The sequence below is a fragment of the Pseudomonas sp. 6D_7.1_Bac1 genome (assembly GCF_025465945.1).
In the GTDB taxonomy this organism is placed as follows: domain Bacteria; phylum Pseudomonadota; class Gammaproteobacteria; order Pseudomonadales; family Pseudomonadaceae; genus Aquipseudomonas.
In genome coordinates, this window is the sequence record NZ_JANLNW010000084.1 from 117,239 (window position 1) to 140,365 (window position 23,127).

Sequence of the window (23,127 nt, forward strand, 5' to 3'; positions counted from 1 at the left end):
CGTGATGTATTTATATCGTTTTAATCTTGTCGCGTGCAGGGTAAGAACGCAGTAAAGAGCGACACGTCGCGGATGTAAAAATTCAAAAATAAAAAAACCTTCAAGAAAAATAAGTAGTTGCAAGGCGAGGTGGCTCGTTGCTTGTTTGTATGGATCCAATACCTGTGGCGACTAATAATTGACGTCATTTTATTGAATGGCTCGGTGCTTGACAGCGATTAGGGCTGAATTTAGTTTCTCTCCTGACAGCACTGGCTCCAGTCGAGGCTGGGTAACAGCAAATTGCCTGCACTGTCAGGCGACTATTCACGGTGATAACCATAACTTTGGCAGCGTTGTTTCTAAGCGTAATAGCGTTTCAAAGAACGTCATGATGGCAACTAACATTCCAAAAAGACAGGGATCAAATTCCTGCTCACATCACAATAAATCTAAATAAACCGTGCTGGCTTTATTGCTGTCCGGGGAGTTGATGATCCGCTTTTTATGATCCTGCTTAATGTGTTTCGCGGTTGCGTTCTGATATGACATGACGGCTGCGCAGTACTGGCATATGGCCGTGTGACTTCATGGTCTATTGGGAGAATTAAACATGGCAGAAGAACGCTCAAGATTTTTTTCATGGTCCCTGTTACCACGCCTGGTGGGCTTGGGTGTCCTGGGATTTATCGTCTGGCTGTTGCTGTCGACGTTGTTGATGCCGCTGGTGTCGACCTCGGCGACACGGGCAATTTTGAATGCGCCGGTCATTCTGCTGACGACACCGATCGATGGTGTGGTGAGTTCGCTCGAGGTTAAACCGGGCTCGACTTTCGCTCAGGGCCAGAAGGTTGCGGTGGTTGAAAACCCACGGGCTAATCAGGAGACGTTGCTGACCCTGCAAACCCGGCGTTTGACCCTGGAGCAGGAGCTATCATCATCGGCCAGCCAGGCCGAACACGACCAGCAGTATTACGACGAGCTGGAGAAGACCAGTCAGCGCTATCAATCGGCGTTTCATACCCGTCAGCTCTATGCACAGCGTGCGCTGAAGGCCGAGAGCAGTGCCGCCAGCGCCCGCTTGACGGACGCGCAGGAAACCGTCGACCGCAACCTTGAGTTGTTCGTTCAAGGGGCGGTCAGTGGTGCGGTGGTCGCCTCCTCAAAAGCCCAGTTGGCCTCGTTGCAGGGCGCGGCGGAGTCCGTCCGTTCGCAGCTGCAAATCAATGACGGCGACGTCAATGCCGCCAATAAGCAGGTCTACCTTGACCCCGATCAGTTGCGCATGTTCAACCTCAACGCACAGCTGACCACCCTGAAACTGAGCCTGGAGAATCAGGCCCGTAACCGCGAGACCTATCAGCGCGAACTCGACAACCTCAATCACTTGATCGAAACGGAACAAAATCGGGTCAAGATGATGGCCGGCTATGAGGTCGTGGCCTATTCGTCTGGCACGGTTCAAGAGCTGTTGGCGCCTCAAGGGACGGTGGTGCAAGCCGGGTCGACCTTGCTGCGCGCCACCAACTGCAAAGAAAGCTATGTGGTCGCGGTGTTTCCCGAGCGCATGGCCAGCAAGATTGATCGCGACAGTGTCCTGACGGTGAGAATCCGTGGCCTGGACGAACCGCTCAAGGTCAATGTCGTGCAGTTGCTGTCCAGTTCCTCGGATATTCGTCCCAATAGCTACAGCGTTCCTTTCCCCTATGCCGAGCAGAACTCGGTGTACGTGGTTGGCACTTTTTCAGCTGATCTCACTGACAGCCAGCGAGCCTTGACCTGCAATCCAGGGCTGTGGGCCAGCGCCGAGGTCTCCCATTCATGAGGCCCTGCAACGTTACGCGATGGCCGTGGCTGCTGGGGTTTAGCGCGTTGACGGCGATGAGCAGCGCGGGGGCTGCACGGGTGACGCAAGCCAGGCCGCAACTGGCGGCGATGACCTGTGCTGCGCTGGATCAGGCGGTGCAATCGCAAGCGGCAGGGCCGGTGCTGCTGGCCAGCTACCCGTCTCTGGACGGTCAGCCGGCGCCGATCCTGGCATTGCGTGGGGTAGCGTTCACCTACGACAACGCCTTGGCCAGCATCGCCTTGTTTGCCTGCGGCAAAGCCGAGTCGGCACGGCGGATTGCCGATGCGCTGGCCTTCGCCACGACCCATGACCCGGAATATCAGGATGGACGCTTGCGTAACGCCTACGCGGCGGGCCCGGTGGGCGCGTCGTCGATGCGCCTGCCGGGTTATTGGAGTCTCGAACGCAATGCCTGGAATCAGGATGCCTATCAGGTCAGTAGTGCCACCGGTAATCAGGCCTGGGCGGCGTTGGCGTTATTGGAGGCCTCGCGCCAGAGCGGTAATTCCTCTTACCTGGAGGCCGCTCGCAGGGTGCTGCAGTGGTCCGGGAAAAACACCTACGACGGGCAAGCACCGGCGGGCTTCAGCGGCGGCTACTACGGGTACTTCCCAAAACAGATCCAGCAGAACTGGAAGTCCACCGAGCACAACGTCGACCTCGCGGCGGCGTGGTCGGCGCTCAACGCGGTGGCGCCTGACCCGGGCTCGGCACGCCAGGCACAGATTGCCCGACAGTTCGTGTCGAGTCAGTGGGACGTGGGGGAAGGGCGCTTTTTGATCGGTACCGGGGCGGATGGTCGAACCTCGGACCGCCAGCGTTCTGGGCTGGATGCACAGATCTGGCCGTTGATCGCCCTGAGTGATCCTCCTGCGGACTGGCGGCGCGTCTTTGCGTTTATCGATCAGGCGCACCGCGCCGGTGCCGGGTACGGCTTCAACCGTGACCCGGACGGCTTATGGACCGAGGGCACCGCGCAAGCCGCCGCTGTGGCGAGCTTGAGCGGTCTGAAAGAAAAGGCCCAGCCCCTGTGGAGTGTGCTGTTGGCCCAACAGGCCGGCAATGGATGGCTGTTTGCAACACCTGCACCACGTATCAGTACCGGGTTGGCCATAGGCCCGGACTCTACAACCAACGACTTTTTCTATTACCACCTGCCACACCTGGGCGCTACAGCATGGGCGGCGATTGCTGCCACCGGCATCAACCCCTTTACCGGTTTTCAAGAGGCTGACTGACATGCCCGTACTGGACTCGCTGCAACTTGTGCAAATCAATTTCTGGACGGTGGTCGCGGTGATTCTGTTCACCTGTCTGACCCACCGTGATCAATGGGCGGCGCGTGCCGGCTTCGGGGCCATGACCGCGCTATTACTGCTCAACTACGCCGCCTGGCGGATTCGCGACACCTTGCCTGACGGTCACTCAGGGTTTGCCACGGTCTGGGCTTACCTGTTCCTGTTCTTTGAAATGCTGGCAATCGGCTACACGCTGTTTTCGATCATCGTCATGCTCTGCCGCTCGGATCACCAGGCCAGCGCCGATGCTGGAGAGCAACGCTTGCGTGCCCAGGGCGCCTCGGTGCCGGCGGTGGATGTGTTTATCGCCACCTATAACGAAGGCCTCGATATCCTGGAAAAAACCATCATCGCCGCCCAGGCTATCGACTACCCCAACCTCACTATCTGGGTGCTCGACGACACCCGCCGCGACTGGTTGCGCGACTACTGCGCCGAGGTCGGCGTGCAATACACCCGACGTCCCGACAACTCCCACGCCAAGGCTGGCAACCTGAACAATGGTCTGCGTCAATCTGCACTCAGCAGTAATGCGCCGTACATCCTGGTGCTCGATGCCGATTTCGCACCGCAGCAGCCAATCCTGCTGCGTACCCTGGGGTTGTTCGACGATCCCAAGGTCGGCCTGGTGCAGACGCCGCAGTTCTACTACAACCCCGATCCGATTCAGCACAACCTCGGTACATCCGCCTGCTGGGTCGATGAGCAGCGGGTGTTCTTCGACGTTTATCAGCCGGCCAAGGATGGTTGGGATACAGCGTTTTGCGTGGGCACCTCGTTTGTCGTGCGACGTGACTTGATCAACGAGATCGGCGGCTTTCCCACTGGCTCGGTTTGCGAAGACATCTACACCACCTGTCGTCTGCAGCAAAAAGGCTATGTCACCCGCTGGTTGAATGAGCGCCTGTCGATCGGTTTGTCCGCCGAGGGGTTGACCGAGTACATCAATCAGCGTGGACGCTGGTGCCTGGGGACGATCCAGGTCGCTCTGCTCAAAGAAGGTCCGTTACGCGGCCGTGGCTACACACTCAATCACCGGCTGCACTTCGTGCATGGCTTGATGCACTGGTTCTCCAAGCCGTTCATCTTGATGATGTTGGTCTCGCCGGTGCTGTATTGGTATTTCGGTATCGCCGGATTCTATGCCCATCCGGCGGATTTCCTGGCCTTCGGCATGCCGGCGTTGATTGCTTTCTGGGGCTATGGGACCTGGGTCACTGACCGGCGTACGCTGCCGATTTTTACCGAGGTCACGCAAATCGTCGCCTCGCTGGCGGTGACGGCCACCATCGCCAGCGCCATGGTCCGGCCATTCGGGCGGCCCTTCAAAGTCACGGCAAAGGGATTGGATCGTTCGCGCACGACGGTCCACTGGACGTTGTTCGGGTTCTTCTTGGCGTTGACCCTGTTCTCGCAGCTGGGGGCTTACATCGCTATCAGTAGTGCTGCCGCGTTCGACGGCAACATGCTGTTCAACCTGTGCTGGACGGCGGTCGCGCTGATTTACAACCTGGCGACCCTGGTGGCCTGTGTTGACCGGCCACGCTTGCACGGGGAAGAGCGTTTTCCTTTCGACAAACCCAGCGGATTGCGCTTCGGCGGCAAAACCCTGGCAGGCCGATTAGTGGACATTTCGCTGAGTGGCGCCTCCCTGTCCTGCACCTTTGCGTCATTGATCAAGCCCGGGCTGCGTGGTGAGGTGTGGATCAACAAAATCGGCTGGTTGGGTGTTGAGGTCATGCGTCATCACGGCGAGGACCGCTTAGGGTTGAAGTTTATTGACCTGGACGAAGCGCTTCGGCGCCGGCTGATCGCGCGGCTGTTCAGTGATGCGTCGGTCAACGTGGTCAGCAAGGCTGAACCAGGCTTGGCTTTCGGCACCTTGTTGCGGCGTTCGTTGCTCGGCGAGAAGCGCACAGCGCGGCGTTTGCGGCGGCCGGCCAAGGTGCCGTCCTACAGCGCATTGCCTGGATTGCGTCCGATCAGCATTCGTTCGCGCCAGCAGCCACTGCCACAAATCAGCACCACCCACTCAGGTCTGTGGGCTTTCCTTCTCTCTCCGTTACGAGCCTTGCTCGGCCAACGCTTGTAGGTGCGCCTCATGAACAGTCGCTTACCCACCTCATGTTTGATGTCGCTGGTACTGCTCGGTGGTTGTTCTCTGGAACCCAAATACGAGAAACCGGAGGCGCCGATCGATCAGCAATGGCCGGCCAGTTCGGCCAGCGACTGTTGCAGCGCCAAACAGACGTTCGACAAGGACTGGCGTGGTTTCGTGGTCGATGACCGACTGCGTCAGTTGATCGAACTGGCGTTGAAGAACAATCGAAGCCTGCGCCAGTTCGCGGCCAGCGTCGAGGAGGCGCGGGCGGGGTACGCCAGTGCCGAGTCCGGGCTGTTTCCTTCGATTGGCCTCAATACCTACGCCGGCCGCAGCAAGTTGCCGCCACTGGTGAGGACGCCGGGAGGCGGCGACAGCTCCGGCAGCATCGCCAACACCTTTCAGGCCTCGGGTGGCTTCACGTCCTACGAGTTGGACCTGTTCGGTCGTATCCGCAGTCAGCGAAATGCCGCAGGCGCGCGCTTCGAGGCGTCCGAGGCGGACTATCAGACGGCTCGTCTGGCGTTGATCGGTGAAGTGGCCAGCACCTGGTTGAGCCTCAAGGCCAATCAGAATCTGCTCGACCTCGCACAGAACACCTATCAATCCCAGGATCGTTACGGGCAGCTGTTGCGCAAGAGTTACAACCTGGGCTCCAGTGCGCGAATCGATGTTCATCAGGCGGATGCGCAGACCAACACGGCGGCGGTGCAGGTCAACACGTACCGCATGCAGGTGGCGCAGAACATGAATGCGCTGCGGGTGCTGGTCGGGCAGCCGGTGCCCGTTGGGCTCTTGCCTACAGGTGTGCTGGGTGAAAAGTTGGCGACCGTCGATGTACCGGCCGGGTTGCCATCGTCGCTGATTGAACGGCGCCCGGACATCATGGCCGCCGAAGCCTTGTTGCGCGCCGCCAACGCGGACATCGGTGCCGCCCGCAGTGCTTATTTCCCGACCTTTTCGCTGACCTCGGCGCTGGGCAGCCTGAGCGGCGATTTTTCGCGATTGTTGAGTGCTCCCGCCGAGTTCTGGTCGGTGGCCCTGGCGGGCTCGTTGACCCTGGTGGACGGCGGCGCGCGACAGGCGCAAGTGGACGCCAGTCATGCACGGTTCGACGGGCGTACGGCGGCATATGAAGCCACGGTGCAGAATGCTTTCCGCGAAACCGCCGATGCCCTCAACGCCCGCCAGGAAATGCTCACCCAGGTCGAATCTCAGAAGCGTCTGGTGGGGGATTATCAAGAAGCCTACCGGCAATCCCGATTGCGCTTCGAGGCGGGGCTGGACAGCTATTTTTCGACGATGGATGCGCAGCGTTCGTTGTTCGACGCACAACAGAAGTGGGTGCAGATGGAACTGGCGCGGGAGATCAATCAGGTGGACTTGTACAAGGCGCTGGGCGGGGGGTGGAGTCAGTCGCTGAAGGTTGCGAATCGATGATTTGTGGTGTTTTTGCTGGCCTCTTCGCGAGCAGGCTCGCTCCCACAGGTTTAGCGGCGTTCACACAATCGTGAACACGCCGCAACGCCAATGTGGGAGCGAGCCTGCTCGCGATGCGATCTAGCGCGCGCCGCCGACTACAGCAGCCTGCGCCGTACGCAGTGCATGCTTGTTGCCACGGAACAGCACCAGCGTTGCAACCAGGCCAAGCACTGCCGCGCCGCTCAACCAGATGCCCGGTGCAGCCTTGTTGTCCAGCACGTAGATCAGGTAGGTACAGGCCGCCGGGGTGAAGCCGCCGAAGGTTGCAGTCGCCAGGCTGTAGGCCAGGGAGAAGCCGGTGGTGCGGACTTCAATCGGCATGATCTCGGTCAGGGCCACCACCATGGCGCCGTTGTACGAGCCATAGAGGAACGACAGCCACAACTCGACGATCAGCAGGTGGCTGAAGCTCGGGTTGGCTACCAGCCAGGACAGCGCCGGGTAAGCCGTCAGGATCGCCAGAATGGTCGCCGCCAGCAGTAGCGGTTTACGACCGATCTTATCGGACAGCGCACCCATCACCGGCAACCAGAAGAAGTTCGACAGGCCGATGCACACAGTCACCAGCAATGCGTCGAAGTCCGACATATGCAGTTCGGCTTTGCCGAAGGTCGGGGTGTAGGCGGTGATCAGGTAGAACGACACGGTGGTCATGACCACCAGCGCCATACCGGCCAGCACGATGCCGAAGTTCTGACCAATCGAACGGACGATTTCCTGCAGGGAAGGGCGATGTTTACGCGCCTGGAACTCAGGGGTTTCTTCCAGTGAACGACGAATCACGAAAATCGCCGGGACGATCATGCAGCCGACCAGGAACGGTACGCGCCAGCCCCAATCACCCATTTGCTCCGGGCTCAGCCAGTGGTTGAGGCCCACACCCAGCAAACCGGCAAACACCACGGCGGCTTGTTGGCTGGCGGACTGCCAGCTGACGAAAAAGCCCTTACGGCCAGGCGTCGAGATTTCTGCCAGGTAAACCGACACACCACCCAGTTCCACGCCGGCCGAGAAGCCTTGCAGCAAGCGGCCGAACAGCACCAGCAACGGGGCCACGACGCCAAGCGTGGCGTAACCCGGCACGCAGGCAATCAATACGGTGCCGGCAGCCATCAGCGCGAGCGTGATGATCAGCCCTTTGCGACGACCGTGACGGTCGATGTAGGCGCCGAGAAAGATTGCACCCAGTGGGCGCATCAGGAAGCCGGCGCCGAAGGTCGCCAGTGCCAACATAAGGGAAGCAAAAGCACTGTCGGCGGGAAAGAAGGTTTTGGCGATGGCCGTGGCGTAAAAGCCGTAGACCATAAAGTCGAACATTTCGAGAAAGTTACCGCTGACAACGCGAAAAATCGCTTTGCCTTTGCCCGTATTCGAGGACATGTGGACGTACTCACTTTGGCTGTCTTGTTAGAAATCCCTGGTCCTGAAACATCCCCACTGCCGGGTGGCGGTCAGTGCCGGTGCTGCGAACAGTTTTGTAACGATATGTGTAACAACAAGGGTAGGCAACCAATAGTTAGCGTGCTGCTTAAACGTTATAGCCATTAGGCGGCGTGATTCACGGACTTGAACGAATTAAAACGATGAGGCGGGCAACGCCGATCATGTGGGAGCGAGCTTGCTCGCGAAGGGGGCGCTGCGGTTTATCAGGTAAACCGCGTTATCGTTCTTCGCGAGCAAGCCCGCTCCTACACTTCTATCGCATAATGGCCAGTCTTGGCGTTCTGTCAGGGGCATTGGGGGAGCGTGAATGTGTTGAGCGGGCGGCTGGCTGGTCTGGCGGTACTGATGGGGGTTCTGTCAGGCTGCGGCAATGGCGACTCTATGGAGAGCTTCGGCGGCCCGACCATGGGCAGCACGTATTCTGTCAAATACATCCGCCATCCGGGTACCCCCGGGCCGGTCGAGGTGCAGAAGCAGGTCGAATTGATTCTGGCCGAGATCGACCGGCAGATGTCGACCTACCGTAGCGACTCCGACATCGAGCGATTCAACGGATTGCCAGCCAATAGCTGTCAGCCAATGCCGGCGCCGGTCTTGCAGCTAGTCAAGGTGGGCGAGCAATTGTCAGAGGCGAGCGACGGTTCCTACGACCTGACGGTCGAGCCGCTGCTGAACCTTTGGGGTTTCGGCCCACAATCGCGCGATGAAAAAGTCCCAAGCGCCGAGGCCTTGGCGCTGGCTCTGCGACGCGTCGGTTATGCTCATCTGCGGATTGAAGGCGATCAGTTGTGCAAAGACGCGCCGGTCGAAGTCGACTTCGGCAGCGTTGGTGCCGGGTACGCCATCGACAGGATCGCTACGAAGTTGCAGGAAATGGGTATCGACAGCTTCATCGCCGATGCCACGGGCGAACTCAAGGCCGTCGGCAAGAAGCTCGACGGCTCGCCCTGGAAGATTGCGCTGGAGGAGCCGCGCGATGACCAGCAGGTTGTCGAGCGGGTGATTACGCTGAACGGCAACGGTGTTTCGACCTCAGGCGACTACCGCAATTATTTCTTGCAGGACGGCCGGCGCTATTCCCACACCTTCGATGCCCGGACCGGTGCGCCGATCACTCACAACCTGGCGTCCGTCACGGTGATTCATCCTTCGACGCTGATGGCCGATGGCTTATCGTCGCTGTTGCTGATTCTTGGCCCGGAGCGCGGTTGGGATTACGCGGAGAAACACGCGATCGGTGCATTCTTTGTGATTCGCACCGATACAGGCTTCGTCACGCGAACCAGTCAGGCTTTTGATCGCTTGAGCGCCGAAAAAGCCAAGTGAATACGGCGTCATGGGCATCAATTGCTGGCGTTGTAGTGCAGGCAAAACTAGCCTACGACGCGACCAAGGGTTAATGTGCGCGGCGTTGACGCTTCTATAGACTGTGTCCGGGTTCTCGACTGACCCCAAATTGTTCCTTCATGCCGCAAGGCCGGCATGATTTAGCCGCAGGTGCCAACGGGGTGCCGCGGCCTGTTCTGAGGAGTACGCATGGCTGTCTACAACTACGACGTGGTGGTGCTGGGTTCCGGCCCAGCGGGAGAAGGCGCGGCAATGAACGCCGCCAAAGCAGGGCGCAAGGTGGCGATGGTCGACAGTCGTCGCCAGGTCGGCGGCAACTGCACCCACCTGGGCACCATCCCGTCCAAGGCCTTGCGTCACTCGGTCCGGCAGATCATGCAGTTCAACACCAACCCGATGTTCCGGGCCATTGGTGAGCCGCGCTGGTTCTCGTTCCCGGACGTACTGAAAAGCGCAGAAAAAGTCATTTCCAAACAAGTCGCCTCGCGCACCGGTTACTACGCGCGCAATCGGGTCGACGTGTTCTTCGGCACCGGCAGCTTCGCTGACCAGCAAACCATCGAAGTGGTCTGCGCCAACGGCGTGGTCGAAAAACTGGTGGCCAAGCACATCATCATCGCCACCGGCTCGCGTCCGTATCGCCCGGCCGACATCGATTTCCACCACCCGCGTATCTACGATAGCGACACCATCCTCAGCCTCGGCCACACCCCACGTAAACTCATCGTTTACGGCGCCGGCGTGATTGGTTGCGAATACGCTTCGATCTTCAGTGGTCTGGGTGTGCTGGTTGAACTGGTGGACAACCGCGGTCAGCTGCTGAGCTTCCTCGACTCGGAAATCTCCCAGGCGCTGAGCTACCACTTCAGCAACAACAACATCACCGTGCGCCACAACGAAGATTACGATCGCGTTGAAGGCGTGGACAATGGCGTGATCCTGCACCTCAAGTCCGGCAAGAAGATCAAGGCCGACGCCTTGCTCTGGTGCAACGGCCGTACCGGCAACACCGACGCCCTGGGCCTTGAGAACATTGGCGTGAAGGTCAACAGCCGTGGCCAGATCGAAGTCGACGAGAACTATCGCACCTGCATACAGAACATCTACGGTGCAGGTGATGTGATCGGTTGGCCAAGCCTGGCCAGTGCCGCTCACGACCAAGGGCGTTCGGCGGCTGGCAGCATTGTCGACAACGGCAGCTGGCGCTTCGTCAACGACGTACCGACCGGGATCTACACCATTCCGGAGATCAGCTCGATCGGCAAGAACGAGCAAGAGCTGACCCAGGCCAAAGTGCCGTACGAAGTCGGCAAGGCGTTCTTCAAGAGCATGGCGCGTGCGCAGATCGCCGGTGAGCCGCAAGGCATGCTGAAGATCCTGTTCCACCGCGAAACCCTGGAAGTGCTCGGCGTACACTGCTTCGGTTACCAGGCGTCGGAGATCGTTCACATCGGCCAGGCGATCATGAACCAGCCGGGCGAATTGAACACGCTGAAGTACTTCGTCAACACCACGTTCAACTACCCGACCATGGCCGAAGCCTATCGGGTAGCGGCCTACGACGGCCTCAACCGGCTTTTTTGAGCGGCTCCGGCCGGTGGCCTGAGCCGGCCGGGGAGACCGATTTCAGCAATTCTCGAGCGTGGCGCTGGCCAAACCGGGAAAGTCTGTAATCAGGCTGTCAACGCCGAAATCAGCGAGCCTGCGCATCAGCGCAGGTTCGTTGACTGTCCACACCGATACATGCAGCCCCTGGCGCTGCGCCTTCTGCAGGCGTTCCGGCGTACACAGGGTCCAGTTCAGCGCCAGAATCTCACAGCCATAGCTTTGCGCAACCTTCAGCGGGTCGAGCCAGGCGTATTCGGCGACCAGTCCACGCGACACATCCGGAACCAGATCCAGCGCCGCCTTCAGCACTTCGCGTGAGCTCGAGGTGATGGTCACTCTGTCCAGCAGGCCAAAACGTTGCGCCATTTCGCGAATCGCCAGCACGGTGGTCGCGGCGCGGGTGCGTGAAGCGCTCTTGACTTCCAGCTGCCAGTGCTCGAAATCGCATTGCTCGAACAATGCTTCCAGCGTCGGAATCGGGCAGGGTTTGATCCAGCCCGGACCGCCCTTGCGCGCGTCGTAGGTCACCAGTTCCGCCGCTGAATGCTCGACCACCTTGCCGCGACGGTCGGTGGTACGCTTGAGCGTCGGGTCGTGAATGACCATCAGTTCGCCGTCCATGGACAGGTGCAGGTCCAGTTCGCAGCGGCGCACACCGTGCTTGAGGCATTGCTGGAAACTGGTCAGGGTGTTTTCCGGTGCTTCGCCTTTGGCGCCGCGGTGGCCGTAGATGAGGGTCACGGTTCTTCCTTAATTAATTGCCTGATTCGTTTTGCTCGCGTGCCAGGCGTCGTTCATGTGCCTGTCTCTGCAAGATATAGCGGGCCAGCAGTTGTCGTTGAGCATCGGTCAGGGCTTCGAACTCGGTGCCGATCTCGAAGGTACCGAAACTTTCCGGTTCACAGTGCGTGACCTTGGCCCGCAACAGCAGGCCCAGCGCTTGCGGCATCAGCAAGAGCTTGATCGCCAGGTGGCTGCCGGCCGGGTAGGCGACGTGGTGCTCGAACTCGATACCGCCTTCTGACAGCACCACGTGCCGCGGCTCACCGAACTTGCCGAGCACGGTTTGTGCAACGACCTGACTCAGCAGGTCGATGCGTTTATTCTGCGCCTTCAGATAATTGGCGATGTTTCGATCTCGCTCATTGATCTGGCGCAGCAAGTGCTGCGACTCGAATTCGCTCAGGTGCAGTTCGCTGAGCAGGTTGAACAGTGGGGAAGCATCCTGCAACACTTCCTGGCCTGCTGCTTCGTGGGCAGACAGGGGCCGAATTTCCAGTGCGATCGTGTCCTCGATACGGTAGTATTCGCGGCGATCTTCTTCATCTAATGTCGACATGGCGAACCCATGGTAGCGGCGGTGGTCTGAGTGTAAAGCTGGTTATCGACCCCCGCCACAAGGACGTTCCTTTTCCCTCCGAACAAGCCCCGACATGTTCAGACCTCTCTTCGTATTTATCGGCACGCGTTATACCCGTGCAAAGCGTCGCAATCATTTTGTGTCATTCATTTCCCTGACCTCGATGATCGGACTCGCCCTTGGCGTGGTCGTGATGATCGTGGTGTTGTCGGTCATGAACGGCTTCGATCATGAGATGCGCACCCGCGTGCTGGGCATGGTGCCCCACGCGACCATCGAGTCTGGTGAGCCCATCAGCGACTGGCAAAGCCTGGCCGCCAAGGCCCAGCAGAACCCGCAGGTGGTGGCGGTTGCGCCGTTCACCCAGATGCAGGGTTTGCTGACCAACAACGGTCAGGTGCAGAAAGTCCTGCTCAATGCCATCGACCCGGCCCAGGAGCGGAAGGTCTCGATCATCGATAACTTCATGACGCAGGGCAAACTCGACGACTTGTCGCCGGGCAGCTTCGGCATTGTGATCGGTGACAAGGCCGCGACCAAGCTCGGCGTGGGGCTCGGCGACAAGCTGACTTTCGTCGCTCCGGAAGTCACCGTGACCCCGGCCGGGATGTTCCCGCGGATGAAGCGCTTCACCGTGGTCGGCATTTTCCATGTCGGCGCCGGTGAGCTGGACGGCTACCTGGGCTTGACCAATCTTGATGACCTGGCGCGTCTGCACCGTTGGAAGCCGGACCAGGTCCAGGGCATTCGGCTGAAGTTCGACGACCTGTTCCAGGCACCGCGCACCGCATGGAACATCGCCCAGGACCTGGGTGAAAACCATTACTACGCCCGCGACTGGACCCGCACCCACGGCAACCTGTATCAGGCGATCCGCATGGAAAAAGCCATGATCGGTCTGCTGTTGCTGCTGATCGTTGCAGTGGCCGCGTTCAACATCATTTCCACGCTGGTGATGGTGGTGAACGACAAGAAGGGCGACATTGCGATCCTGCGGACCCTCGGCTCCACGCCGGGTCAGATCATGGCGATCTTCATGGTCCAGGGCACAGTGATCGGCGTGGTCGGTACGGCAATCGGTGCGGTGGTCGGCATGTTCGCCGCGTTGAATGTCAGCGCCGCGATTTCCGCCCTCGAAGGCCTGATCGGGCACAAATTCCTTAATGCTGATGTGTACTTCATTGACTACCTGCCGTCGCAACTGATGGCAGAAGACGTGTTGATGGTCTGCGGCGCGGCGTTGGTCCTGAGTTTCCTCGCCACCCTGTATCCAGCCTGGCGTGCTGCGCGCACCCAGCCCGCGGAGGCGCTACGTTATGAGTGATTTGGGTATGAGTACTAAAGCAGTCTTGAGTTGCCGCGATCTGGGTAAATCCTACGAGGAAGGCCCGGAATCGGTGGTGGTGTTGTCCGGTTTGCAACTGGAGTTGCATCCGGGTGAGCGCGTGGCAATTGTCGGCACCTCCGGTTCCGGCAAGAGTACCTTGCTCAACCTGCTCGGCGGCCTCGATACGCCGACCAAAGGCAGCGTCTGGCTGGCCGGTGAGGAGCTGTCGGCGCTCAACGAAAAGGCGCGTGGCCTGCTGCGTAACCGCTCGCTGGGCTTCGTTTACCAGTTCCACCACTTGCTGCCCGAGTTCACCGCGCTGGAAAACGTCTGCATGCCGCTGTTGATCGGTCGCACGGCGATCCCGGAAGCCCGTCAGCGCGCCACGGCATTGCTGGAGCGGGTAGGGTTGGGCCATCGTCTGGAACACAAGCCGGCCGAACTGTCCGGTGGCGAACGTCAGCGCGTGGCCATCGCCCGTGCCCTGGTCAACAAGCCGGGGCTGGTGATGCTCGATGAGCCGACCGGCAACCTCGACTCCCACACCGCCCAGGGCATTCAGGATTTGATGCTGGAACTCAGCACTTCGATGCGCACAGCGTTCCTGGTGGTGACTCACGACATGAACCTGGCTCGCCAGATGGATCGCGTCCTGCACCTGCAGGAAGGTTACCTGACCCCCATCTGATTGGCCGAAACCCGGCACGACTGAAAAGCGTGTCGGGTCTTTTATTTTTATACGGTGCCCCAGCGAATGTTCAGACCGTTATCGATCTTTATCGGCACGCGCTATACCCGCGCCAAGCGCCGCAATCGCTTTGTTTCCTTCATCTCGATGACCTCGATGATCGGCCTCGCCCTGGGCGTGCTGGCGATGATCGTGGTGTTGTCGGTGATGAACGGCTTCCAGCGCGAAATGAGCTCGCGCATCCTCGGTATGGTGCCCCACGCGACCATCGTTGGCGTCAAGCCGATTGACGACTGGCAGCCCGTGGCCGCAGCCGCCATGAAGAATCCTGAAGTGACGGCTGCGGTGCCGTTCACCGAGATGGAAGGCATGCTGTCCTACAAGGGCTCGATGCAGCCGATTCAGATCAGCGGCGTTGATCCGGCGCAGGAAGGCAAAGTGTCCATCGTCGCCCAGCACATCGTGCAGGGGCGTCTGGAGGACCTGAAGCCGGGTGAGTTCGGGGTGGTGGTCGGTGAAATCACTGCACGGCGCTTCCGCTTGAACGTCGGCGACAAGATCACCCTGATCGTGCCGGAAGTCAGCACGGCGCCGGGTGGCATCACGCCGCGCATGCAGCGGCTGAATGTGGTCGGTGTGTTCAAGGTCGGTGCCGAGCTGGATGGCTCGATGGCGCTGATCCACGTCGCCGATGCCGCGCAAATGCAGCATTGGGAACCGAACCAGGTGCAAAGCGTGCGTCTGGCGGTGAAAGACTTGTACGCCGCACCCAAGGTGTCATCAGACATCGCCGGCGGCCTCGGCGCCGACTTCAAGGCCGATGACTGGACCCACACTCAGGGCAGCCTGTTCAGCGCCATGAAAATGGAAAAAACCATGATCGGCCTGTTGCTGCTGATGATCGTGGCGGTGGCTGCGTTCAACATCATCGCCACCTTGATCATGGTGGTGAACGACAAGGGCGCGGACATCGCGATCCTGCGGACCATCGGCGCCACGCCTCGGCAGATCATGGCGATCTTCATGGTTCAGGGCACGGTGATCGGCATCGTCGGCACGCTGATTGGCGGTGTCCTCGGGGTGATTGCCGCGTTGAACGTGAGTGAGCTGGTGGGCTGGCTGGAGCGCGTGACCGGGCAGCATATCTTCAGTTCCGATGTGTATTTCGTCAGCAACTTGCCATCGGAACTGCAGGGTGGTGATGTGCTGCTGATCTGCTCGGCGGGTTTCATTCTGAGCTTCCTGGCCACCGTATACCCGGCCTGGCGTGCGGCGAAGATCGAACCGGCGAACGCGTTGCGCTATTCGTAATCGTCAACGCGCCCTGTGCGCAGACGCGGGTTTGCCCGCGTCGGCACTGGGATCTACATATCTCAGCTCAGCTCTAGCCAGATCGGCGCATGATCCGATGGTTTTTCCATGCCGCGCAGTTCGTAGTCGACACCGGCCGCCTTGACCCGTGGCAACAGCCCCTGGGACGCCATGATCAAGTCGATACGCAGGCCGCGCTTGGGTTCGTCTTCAAAGCCACGGCTGCGGTAGTCGAACCAGCTGAAGCGATCCGTCACGTCCGGGTTCAGGTGACGGAAGCTGTCCACCAGCCCCCAGTTCTTCAAGCGGGCCATCCACTCGCGTTCTTCCGGCAAGAAGCTGCATTTACCGGTTTTCAGCCAGCGTTTCATGTTGTCCGGGCCGATGCCGATGTCACAGTCTTCCGGGGAAATGTTCACGTCACCCATCACCACCAGCGGCTGGTCATTGCTGAACTCGGTTTCAAGCAGCGTCTGCAAGTCGTTGTAGAAGCGCTCTTTGGCCGGGAACTTGGTCGGGTGGTCGCGGTTTTCACCTTGTGGGAAATAGCCGTTCATGATGGTCACCGGCACGCCGTTGGCATCGGCGAATGTGCCCCAGATGAAGCGGCGCTGAGCGTCTTCTTCATCGCTGGCAAAGCCTTTGTGCAGCGCGAGCGGCTCCTGACGCGACAGCAGGGCGACGCCGTAATGGCCTTTTTGGCCGTGGTAATACACGTGATAGCCCAGCGCCTGGACCTCGGCGAGCGGGAACTGGTCGTCATGCACCTTGGTTTCCTGCAAACCGATGACGTCCGGCTGGTGCTTCTCGATCAGTGCCGCCAGCTGATGGGGGCGGGCGCGCAGGCCATTGATGTTGAACGAGACGATCTTCATGGTCGGCAGTCCTGGCAAAACTGCGATGCTAGCTGACATGTACGAAGTCAGCCAGCGTGGCGGTAGGTCAGATGCACTGCTAATGTCCTTTAGTGTAGGAACGATCACCGCTGCGCCGGGTTCGTACTAAGCCTTGTAGCAGCTGCCGAGCCTGCGAGGCTGCGTTCGAGGACGAAGTCCTCGCAAATCCTGAATCCACGTTTTACCTGGAAAAACGCGCTGCCTGATTCAACGACTGCTTCGCCCGAGCGCGGACCGAGCCGAACGCAGCCTCGCAGGCTCGGCAGCTGCTACGGGAGCAGTCCTGCACCGCATTTCAACGGGGGAGATAAGCCGTCATGCCTGAAACCTCTAACACGATTGCCGACGTTCATAGGCTCGACAGTGGCTATTCGCACGAAGCACGCTCCTTGCTGTACCACGCCTATCGGCATGAGCCGACGTTCAAGTTTCTGTTCGAAGCCGAGCGCCCTGGCTACGAACACCGGATCCGGGCCACCGTACGCGAACTGGTCGAACAGCATTTTGTGCAGGAATTACCGGCGATCGGCCTGCTGATCAATGACCGGCTGATCGGCATTGCGCTGATCGCGCCGCCGCAACGTCGCCTGGGCATCACCGAGAGCTGGGCCTGGCGCTTGCGGATGGTGCTCAGCACCGGATTGCGTTGCACCCGACGTTATCTGGAGTACCACGCGGCGGTGGCGGCCTGCATGCCATCGGACTCGGTGCATGTGTTGCCGTTGCTGGGAATTCATCCGGAATTTCAAGGCAAGCATTTCGGCGAGCAGTTGCTTGAGGCCGTGCATAACTGGTGCGCTGTCGATGAGCATTCCCAAGGCGTGGTACTCGACACGGGAAATCCGCGTTATCTGGAGTTCTATAAGCGTCAGGGGTATGAGGAAATTGGCGAGGTGGCTGTAGGGCCTGTTCTCGAACACGTGTTTTTTCATGCCAATCCGCAGGTGCTGCACAGCGCAACGGGCTGAGGCCGAACTTTTGTTCAGATTGTTCGCGCGATCACGCTCCCACGCTCGTGATAGCATCCGCGCCTATGAAGTTTCCAGGAAGATTTACCAGCGGCGTGCTCGTGCTGTTCAGCAGCGTAGCGGCCCTGGCGCAAAGTGAATTGGACGTCAGGATCAAACCGTCCAACGATGAACTGAAGGCCAATATAGAGGGCTATATCGGCGGCCTTGGCGATCGCGATGAAGAAGCCTTGTTGCGTTTTCGTCGTGGTGCCGAAGAACAGGCGCGCAAGGCCGCCCAGGCCTTGGGTTATTACCAGCCCCATATAGAAAGCGAAGTCAAAAACGGCAAGTCGCCACAGTTGGTGTTGAACATCGACCCCGGCGAGCCGGTGCGTTTGCGCAACGTGACCATTCGTGTCGACGGTCCGGCGGCCGCCCTCAAATCCTTTCGTGTGCCCAAGAGCGACCTGCTTAAATCCGGGGCGGTGCTTAATCACGGCCATTATGAAGACGCCAAGCGGCTGATCCAGAATCAGGCGTCGCGTTTTGGCTTTTTCAGTGGGCGCTTTACCAGCCAGAAGTTATTGGTCGACCCCCGGGCCGGTGTCGCGGATATCGAACTGATTTACGACAGCGGCCCGCGTTATGCCTTGGGCAAGGTCAGTTTTACCGGCGATACACCGTTTGACGAAGACCTGCTGCAACGTATGGTGCCGTTCAAGAGCGGTGCCCCGTATGACTCCGAACAGATCGCCGAGCTCAATCAAGCGTTGCAATCGAGCGGCTATTTCGACGCGGTGCGGGTTGATGCGGCACCGACCGCTGCGGCCAACGATGTGATTCCGGTGACGGTCAAACTCGACACGCGCAAGCCGCGCACCATGGGCCTGGGGCTGGGCTTTTCCACTGACGTCGGGCCGCGGGCCAAGGCCAACTGGACCCGGCACTGGGTCAACGCTGAAGGTCACAGTTATGGCTGGGAAGCGGAAGTCTCGGCACCACGGCAGAACGTCGGCCTCTGGTACGACGTGCCACTGGATCCGCCGCTCACCGACAAACTGCGCTTTGCCGGTGGTTATCAATATGAAGAACTGGCCAACACCCAAAGCCTGAGCAAATTGCTGACCCTCGGCCCTGAATGGCACAGCAAGTTGCCCAGCGGCTGGCAGCGGGTGATTTCGTTGAAATGGCAGCGTGAGGAATACCGTCTTGGCGACGATTCGGGCCTGAGTACCTTGCTGATGCCAGGCATCAGTTACTCCTACCTGCGCAGCGACAACCGCATCGATCCGCACAATGGCTATCGCCTGCAATTCGAGAGCAAGGTGGCCAAGGAAGGGTTGGGGTCGGACACCAATGTGCTGTATGGCACCGCATTGGTCAAAGGCATCACCACGGTGTGGGACAACCATCGGTTCCTCGGTCGTGCACAGTTCGGAGGCAGTGCCACCAACGGCTATCAATCCGTACCGCCGTCATTGCGTTTCTTCGCCGGTGGCGATCAGAGCGTGCGCGGTTACGACTATCAGAGCTTGTCCCCGAAAAACTCCGCCGGCGATCGGGTGGGCGGGCGTTACATGGTGGCTGGCAGCGTCGAGTATCAATACTCCATCGCCGAAAAATGGCGGATCGCAACCTTCGTCGATCAGGGCAACTCGTTCAACACGCTGGAATTGCCGAGCCTCAAGACCGGGGTCGGTATCGGCGTGCGTTGGGTTTCGCCCGTCGGGCCGATCCGCCTCGACCTGGCCCATGCGCTGGATGATCCCGGCGGTATTCGTTTGCACTTTTCCATGGGGCCTGAGCTGTGAAGCGTGGTTTGAAAATAGCGCTGCTGGCGGTGCTCTCGCTGGTGGTGTTGCTGGTACTGACAGTGAGCACTTTGCTCGGTACGCAAGCCGGCAGCCGTTGGGCTTTGGACCAGGTGCCGGGTTTGACCGTGGAGAATTTCCAGGGGCGCCTGGGCGGCCAGTGGAGTGCCGATCATCTGCTGTGGCAGCAAGCGGGCAGTCGGGTTGAACTGAGCAAGCCAGTGTTCGCCTGGTCGCCACTGTGTCTGCTACGCATGACGGTGTGCATCGAGCAATTGAAGGCTCAGCAGGTGATTTTGCAATTTGCCCCGAGCAGCGAAACCAGCAGCGGGCCGATCAGCCTGCCCGAGCTGAAGCTACCGGTGGCAATCCAGTTGGGCGAGGTGCAAATCGGTAGCTTGTTGCTCAACGGCAGCGAGCAGCTCAAAGACTTGCAACTGGCCGCGCACTGGACTGCCAAGGGCTTGCAGATCGATTCCGTTCACCTGCAACGCGATGACCTCAGCCTGGACCTGTCCGGGCTGCTGCAACCGACCGGCAACTGGTCGCTCAGCGCCGAAGGCAAACTGACGTTGCCGGCGCCGGGTAAAACACCCTGGGCGCTGGCGCTGAAGATTGACGGCGAGCTGCTGAAAACCCTGAACCTCAATGCCGACAGCAGCGGCTATCTGCAAGGTCAGTTGACGGGCGAGCTGCAACCGTTGGCGGAGAACCTGCCGGCCAAACTGCGGATTACCGCCGATGGCTTCAAGGCCAGTGCTGATCTGCCGGACACCTTGCAGCTCAACCAGTTGGAACTGACTGGCAACGGCGACCTGAAAAACGGTTACCAGCTACTCGGCAAGGCCACGTTACCGGCCGAGCAGGGGCCGGTCGCATTACTGTTGCAAGGCAAGGTCGACGCCAAGGGCGCGCAGATCGCCGGGCTTGATCTGAGCGCCAGCGACACGCAAAGCCTGAAACTGACCGGGCAACTCGATTGGTCCGAGGGCCTGAGTGCCGAGGTGAAAATCGATTGGCTGGATTTTCCCTGGCATCGGCTTTACCCGCTGATCGGCGAACCTCAGGTGGCGTTGCGCAGTTTCAATGGTGAAGTGTCCTACCGTGACGGCAACTATCTGGGCAACTTCAAGGCGGCGCTGGATGGCCCGGCCGGAGTGTTCAGCCTGAGCAGCCCGTTCAGCGGCGACCTGACAAAAATCTTCCTGCCGGAATTCAAACTGGTCGCCGGGCAGGGCAAGGCTGAAGGGCATTTGAACCTGCAATTCGCCGATGGCATCGCCTGGGACACTGCGCTGGATCTGTCGGCGATCAACCCGGCGTACTGGCTGGCGGAGTTACCGGGAACCCTGGCCGGTCCGTTGCGCAGCCAGGGTGAAATGAAACATTCACACCTGAACCTCAACGCCGACCTTGACCTCAAGGGCAAGCTGCGCGGTCAGCCGGCAATCCTGCAAGCCAAGGCCGATGGCGCGGGTGAGCGCTGGAACCTGAGCGCACTGCACATCCGTCTCGGCGACAACCGCATTGATGGCAGCGGCAGCCTGCAACAGAAGCTCGCCGGCCAGATCGACATCAAGGCACCACGTCTCGGCCAGCTTTGGCCACAGTTGCGCGGTCAGCTCAACGGTCGGGTCGACGTCGCCGGCAACCTCAAGGCACCGCAAGGTAAACTCAGCCTGCAAGGCATGCAGTTGGCGTTCGACGATAATCGCCTGCAAAGCCTGAACCTCGACGCCAACCTCGACGGTGCGCAACGGGCGAAGATCGACCTCAAGGGCAGCGGCATTCAGGCCGGCGACACTCAATTGGGCACGCTGACTGCCAACGCTCAGGGTGATATCAAAAGCCAGAAGCTGCAACTGGATCTGCAAGGCCCGTTGCTGAAACTGGCGCTGGGCCTGGACGGTAATCTGGACAAAGGCAATTGGCGTGGACGTTTGGCCAGTGGCGACATACAGGCCGGCGGTCAGGACTGGAAGCTGCAAAATCCGGCAAAAATCGAACGCCTGGCCGATGGCAAGCTGACCTTTGGCGCCCATTGCTGGATGTCCGGGCCGGCCAGCCTGTGCGGTGAAGACCAGCGGCTGATGCCCGAGCCGAAACTGCGTTACCACCTCAAACAGTTCCCAATCGACAGCCTCGCGCAATGGCTGCCCAAAGACTTCGCCTGGCAGGGCAAGCTCAACGCCGATGTGCAACTCGACCTGCCGGCCAGCGGCCCGAAAGGTCAGATCATGATTGATGCCAGCGGCGGCACGCTGCGCATGAAGGAAAAGGATCAGTGGCTGGACTTCCCATACCAGACGCTGAAACTGACCAGTGCCCTCAACCCGAAACGCATCGACACGCAGCTCGACTTCGTTGGCGGCAAGTTGGGTGAGCTGATGGTTCAGGCGCAGATTAATCCTTTACCCAAAAGCAAACCCCTGAGTGGCTCGTTCCGTTTGAGCGGTCTGGACCTGTCGGTGGCGCGACCGTTCGTGCCGATGGTCGAGAAGCTGACCGGGCGCTTGAATGGTAGCGGCAGTTTGTCGGGCGGGCTCCTGGCGCCGCAGGTCAATGGCAACCTGACCCTCAGTGACGGTGAAATCTCCGGGCCGCAACTGCCGACGCGTTTCGAGGCGTTGCAGCTTCAGGCGCAGATTGCCGGTGAAAGCGTGCAGCTCAACGGCGGCTGGAAAAGCGGCAAGGCCGGGCAGGGCAGCTTGAGCGGGCATGTTTCCTGGGGCCAGGCATTGGTGGTGGATCTGAGCCTTAAAGGCACGCATCTGCCGGTGACGGTGGAGCCGTACGCGGTGCTGGAAGTGGCACCGGACCTGAAAATCTCGATCAACAACGACAAGCTGGCGATTGCCGGCCAGGTGCACGTGCCCACGGGCGAGATCACCGTGCGTGAGTTGCCGCCGTCGACGGTCAAGGTCTCCGATGACACGGTGGTCGTCGGCCACCAGACTGAAGAGGGCAAACCGCCGATGGCCATGGCGATGGATATCGACGTGGTGGTGGGCGAAGACAAACTCAGCTTTGCCGGTTTCGGTCTGACTGCGAACCTGCAAGGCCAGGTGCACATCGGCGACAACATGGACACCCGTGGCGAGCTCTGGCTCAACGATGGCCGTTATCGCGCCTATGGCCAGCGTCTGACGGTACGGCGTGCGCGGCTGTTGTTCGCCGGGCCTATCGATCAGCCGTATCTGGACATCGAAGCGGTGCGCCAGACCGACGACGTGATCGCCGGTATTCGCCTGAGCGGCAGCGCCGAGCAACCCACCACGCAGATCTTCTCGGAGCCGGCGATGAGCCAGGAACAGGCGTTGTCCTATCTGGTGCTCGGTCGCCCACTGACCAGCAATGGCGAAGACAACAACATGCTTGCTCAAGCCGCGTTGGGACTGGGCTTGATGGGCAGTTCCGACCTGACCGGCAGTTTGGCCAAGGATTTGGGCATTCAGGACTTCCAGCTCGACACCCAGGGCAGCGGCACCACCACCAGCGTGGTGGCCAGCGGCAATCTTTCCGAGAAGCTCAGTTTGCGTTACGGCGTCGGCGTGTTCGAGCCGGCCAACACCATCGCCTTGCGCTACAAACTGAGCAAAATGGTCTACCTGGAAGCCGCCAGCGGCATCGCCAGCTCGCTGGATATCTTCTACAAGCGGGATTTTTAATCCCCTTTC

Annotated in this window: 16 protein-coding genes; 12 read left to right on the forward strand and 4 right to left on the reverse strand. The window is 59.9% G+C overall.

Going from position 1 to position 23,127, the window contains the following annotated elements; all coding sequences use genetic code 11:
* Positions 1 to 592: 592 nt before the first annotated feature.
* Genes NTD87_RS27225 through NTD87_RS27240 form a run of 4 tightly spaced genes read left to right on the forward strand, consistent with a single transcriptional unit; the run spans position 593 to position 6,667 of the window.
* Positions 593 to 1,804 (forward strand): HlyD family secretion protein, encoded by a 1,212-nt coding sequence (locus NTD87_RS27225; protein WP_262117261.1) that lies wholly within the window; start codon positions 593 to 595, stop codon positions 1,802 to 1,804.
* Positions 1,801 to 3,066, forward strand: a complete 1,266-nt coding sequence (locus NTD87_RS27230; protein WP_262117262.1) for a hypothetical protein — start codon at positions 1,801 to 1,803, stop codon at positions 3,064 to 3,066. Before NTD87_RS27225 ends, NTD87_RS27230 begins: the two co-directional genes overlap by 4 nt.
* Before the next feature lies 1 nt (position 3,067).
* Positions 3,068 to 5,218: a glycosyltransferase family 2 protein gene (locus NTD87_RS27235; protein ID WP_262117263.1), complete on the forward strand. Its 2,151-nt coding sequence runs from the start codon at positions 3,068 to 3,070 to the stop codon at positions 5,216 to 5,218.
* A 9-nt stretch (positions 5,219 to 5,227) separates the two neighbouring features.
* Positions 5,228 to 6,667, forward strand: coding sequence for an efflux transporter outer membrane subunit (locus NTD87_RS27240; protein WP_262117264.1), 1,440 nt, complete (start codon positions 5,228 to 5,230; stop codon positions 6,665 to 6,667).
* 120 nt (positions 6,668 to 6,787) lie between these two features.
* On the opposite strand, the gene NTD87_RS27245 is transcribed toward NTD87_RS27240, so the two are convergent.
* On the reverse strand, positions 6,788 to 8,089 hold the full coding sequence (locus tag NTD87_RS27245; RefSeq protein ID WP_262117265.1) for an MFS transporter: 1,302 nt from the start codon (positions 8,087 to 8,089) through the stop codon (positions 6,788 to 6,790).
* A gap of 408 nt (positions 8,090 to 8,497) precedes the next feature.
* Between NTD87_RS27245 and NTD87_RS27250 the strand changes: the two genes are divergently transcribed.
* Complete coding sequence (locus NTD87_RS27250) at positions 8,498 to 9,478, forward strand: FAD:protein FMN transferase (protein ID WP_262117371.1); 981 nt, start codon at positions 8,498 to 8,500, stop codon at positions 9,476 to 9,478.
* Positions 9,479 to 9,688: 210 nt separating this feature from the next.
* Positions 9,689 to 11,083, forward strand: coding sequence for a Si-specific NAD(P)(+) transhydrogenase (gene sthA, locus NTD87_RS27255; RefSeq protein ID WP_262117266.1), 1,395 nt, complete (start codon positions 9,689 to 9,691; stop codon positions 11,081 to 11,083).
* A 42-nt stretch (positions 11,084 to 11,125) separates the two neighbouring features.
* On the opposite strand, the gene NTD87_RS27260 is transcribed toward sthA, so the two are convergent.
* A complete protein-coding gene (locus NTD87_RS27260; protein ID WP_262117267.1) occupies positions 11,126 to 11,848 on the reverse strand; it encodes a glycerophosphodiester phosphodiesterase in 723 nt (240 codons plus the stop codon).
* A 13-nt stretch (positions 11,849 to 11,861) separates the two neighbouring features.
* Positions 11,862 to 12,446, reverse strand: a complete 585-nt coding sequence (locus NTD87_RS27265) for a PilZ domain-containing protein (protein WP_262117268.1) — start codon at positions 12,444 to 12,446, stop codon at positions 11,862 to 11,864.
* Positions 12,447 to 12,540: 94 nt separating this feature from the next.
* Between NTD87_RS27265 and NTD87_RS27270 the strand changes: the two genes are divergently transcribed.
* The 3 genes from NTD87_RS27270 (at position 12,541) to NTD87_RS27280 (ending at position 15,793) form a co-directional block, all read left to right on the forward strand.
* Positions 12,541 to 13,791 (forward strand): lipoprotein-releasing ABC transporter permease subunit, encoded by a 1,251-nt coding sequence (locus NTD87_RS27270; protein ID WP_262117269.1) that lies wholly within the window; start codon positions 12,541 to 12,543, stop codon positions 13,789 to 13,791.
* A gap of 7 nt (positions 13,792 to 13,798) precedes the next feature.
* Positions 13,799 to 14,482 (forward strand): lipoprotein-releasing ABC transporter ATP-binding protein LolD, encoded by a 684-nt coding sequence (lolD, locus tag NTD87_RS27275; RefSeq protein ID WP_262117270.1) that lies wholly within the window; start codon positions 13,799 to 13,801, stop codon positions 14,480 to 14,482.
* 66 nt (positions 14,483 to 14,548) lie between these two features.
* Entirely contained in the window at positions 14,549 to 15,793 is a 1,245-nt protein-coding gene (locus NTD87_RS27280; protein ID WP_262117271.1) for a lipoprotein-releasing ABC transporter permease subunit, read from the forward strand.
* Between the two features lie 62 nt (positions 15,794 to 15,855).
* Here the strand turns inward: NTD87_RS27280 and xthA are convergent, their stop codons facing one another.
* Positions 15,856 to 16,668 carry an exodeoxyribonuclease III gene (gene xthA / locus NTD87_RS27285; protein ID WP_262117272.1) on the reverse strand — a complete coding sequence of 271 codons (813 nt, stop codon included), beginning with the start codon at positions 16,666 to 16,668 and terminating at the stop codon, positions 15,856 to 15,858.
* A 338-nt stretch (positions 16,669 to 17,006) separates the two neighbouring features.
* Here xthA and NTD87_RS27290 point away from each other — a divergent pair, with 338 nt between their 5' ends.
* The 3 genes from NTD87_RS27290 to NTD87_RS27300 all read left to right on the forward strand — a co-directional run bounded on the left by NTD87_RS27290 (position 17,007) and on the right by NTD87_RS27300 (position 23,118).
* A complete protein-coding gene (locus NTD87_RS27290; RefSeq protein ID WP_262117273.1) occupies positions 17,007 to 17,657 on the forward strand; it encodes a GNAT family N-acetyltransferase in 651 nt (216 codons plus the stop codon).
* Positions 17,658 to 17,722: 65 nt separating this feature from the next.
* Positions 17,723 to 19,450 carry an autotransporter assembly complex protein TamA gene (locus tag NTD87_RS27295; RefSeq protein WP_262117274.1) on the forward strand — a complete coding sequence of 576 codons (1,728 nt, stop codon included), beginning with the start codon at positions 17,723 to 17,725 and terminating at the stop codon, positions 19,448 to 19,450.
* A complete protein-coding gene (locus NTD87_RS27300; protein ID WP_262117275.1) occupies positions 19,447 to 23,118 on the forward strand; it encodes a translocation/assembly module TamB domain-containing protein in 3,672 nt (1,223 codons plus the stop codon). The genes NTD87_RS27295 and NTD87_RS27300 overlap by 4 nt, the downstream gene beginning before the upstream one ends.
* Positions 23,119 to 23,127: the final 9 nt, after the last annotated feature.

What these genes read in the sequence shown, in the direction of transcription:
- NTD87_RS27270 (WP_262117269.1), top strand. Translation starts at nt 12,541, where the DNA reads ATGTTCAGACCTCTCTTCGTATTTATCGGCACGCGTTATACCCGTGCA.
- NTD87_RS27235 (WP_262117263.1), top strand. Translation starts at nt 3,068, where the DNA reads ATGCCCGTACTGGACTCGCTGCAACTTGTGCAAATCAATTTCTGGACG.
- NTD87_RS27265 (WP_262117268.1), bottom strand. Translation starts at nt 12,446, where the DNA reads ATGTCGACATTAGATGAAGAAGATCGCCGCGAATACTACCGTATCGAG.
- NTD87_RS27240 (WP_262117264.1), top strand. Translation starts at nt 5,228, where the DNA reads ATGAACAGTCGCTTACCCACCTCATGTTTGATGTCGCTGGTACTGCTC.
- NTD87_RS27280 (WP_262117271.1), top strand. Translation starts at nt 14,549, where the DNA reads ATGTTCAGACCGTTATCGATCTTTATCGGCACGCGCTATACCCGCGCC.
- lolD (WP_262117270.1), top strand. Translation starts at nt 13,799, where the DNA reads ATGAGTACTAAAGCAGTCTTGAGTTGCCGCGATCTGGGTAAATCCTAC.
- NTD87_RS27225 (WP_262117261.1), top strand. Translation starts at nt 593, where the DNA reads ATGGCAGAAGAACGCTCAAGATTTTTTTCATGGTCCCTGTTACCACGC.
- NTD87_RS27230 (WP_262117262.1), top strand. Translation starts at nt 1,801, where the DNA reads ATGAGGCCCTGCAACGTTACGCGATGGCCGTGGCTGCTGGGGTTTAGC.
- NTD87_RS27295 (WP_262117274.1), top strand. Translation starts at nt 17,723, where the DNA reads ATGAAGTTTCCAGGAAGATTTACCAGCGGCGTGCTCGTGCTGTTCAGC.
- NTD87_RS27250 (WP_262117371.1), top strand. Translation starts at nt 8,498, where the DNA reads ATGGGGGTTCTGTCAGGCTGCGGCAATGGCGACTCTATGGAGAGCTTC.
- xthA (WP_262117272.1), bottom strand. Translation starts at nt 16,668, where the DNA reads ATGAAGATCGTCTCGTTCAACATCAATGGCCTGCGCGCCCGCCCCCAT.
- NTD87_RS27290 (WP_262117273.1), top strand. Translation starts at nt 17,007, where the DNA reads ATGCCTGAAACCTCTAACACGATTGCCGACGTTCATAGGCTCGACAGT.
- NTD87_RS27245 (WP_262117265.1), bottom strand. Translation starts at nt 8,089, where the DNA reads ATGTCCTCGAATACGGGCAAAGGCAAAGCGATTTTTCGCGTTGTCAGC.
- sthA (WP_262117266.1), top strand. Translation starts at nt 9,689, where the DNA reads ATGGCTGTCTACAACTACGACGTGGTGGTGCTGGGTTCCGGCCCAGCG.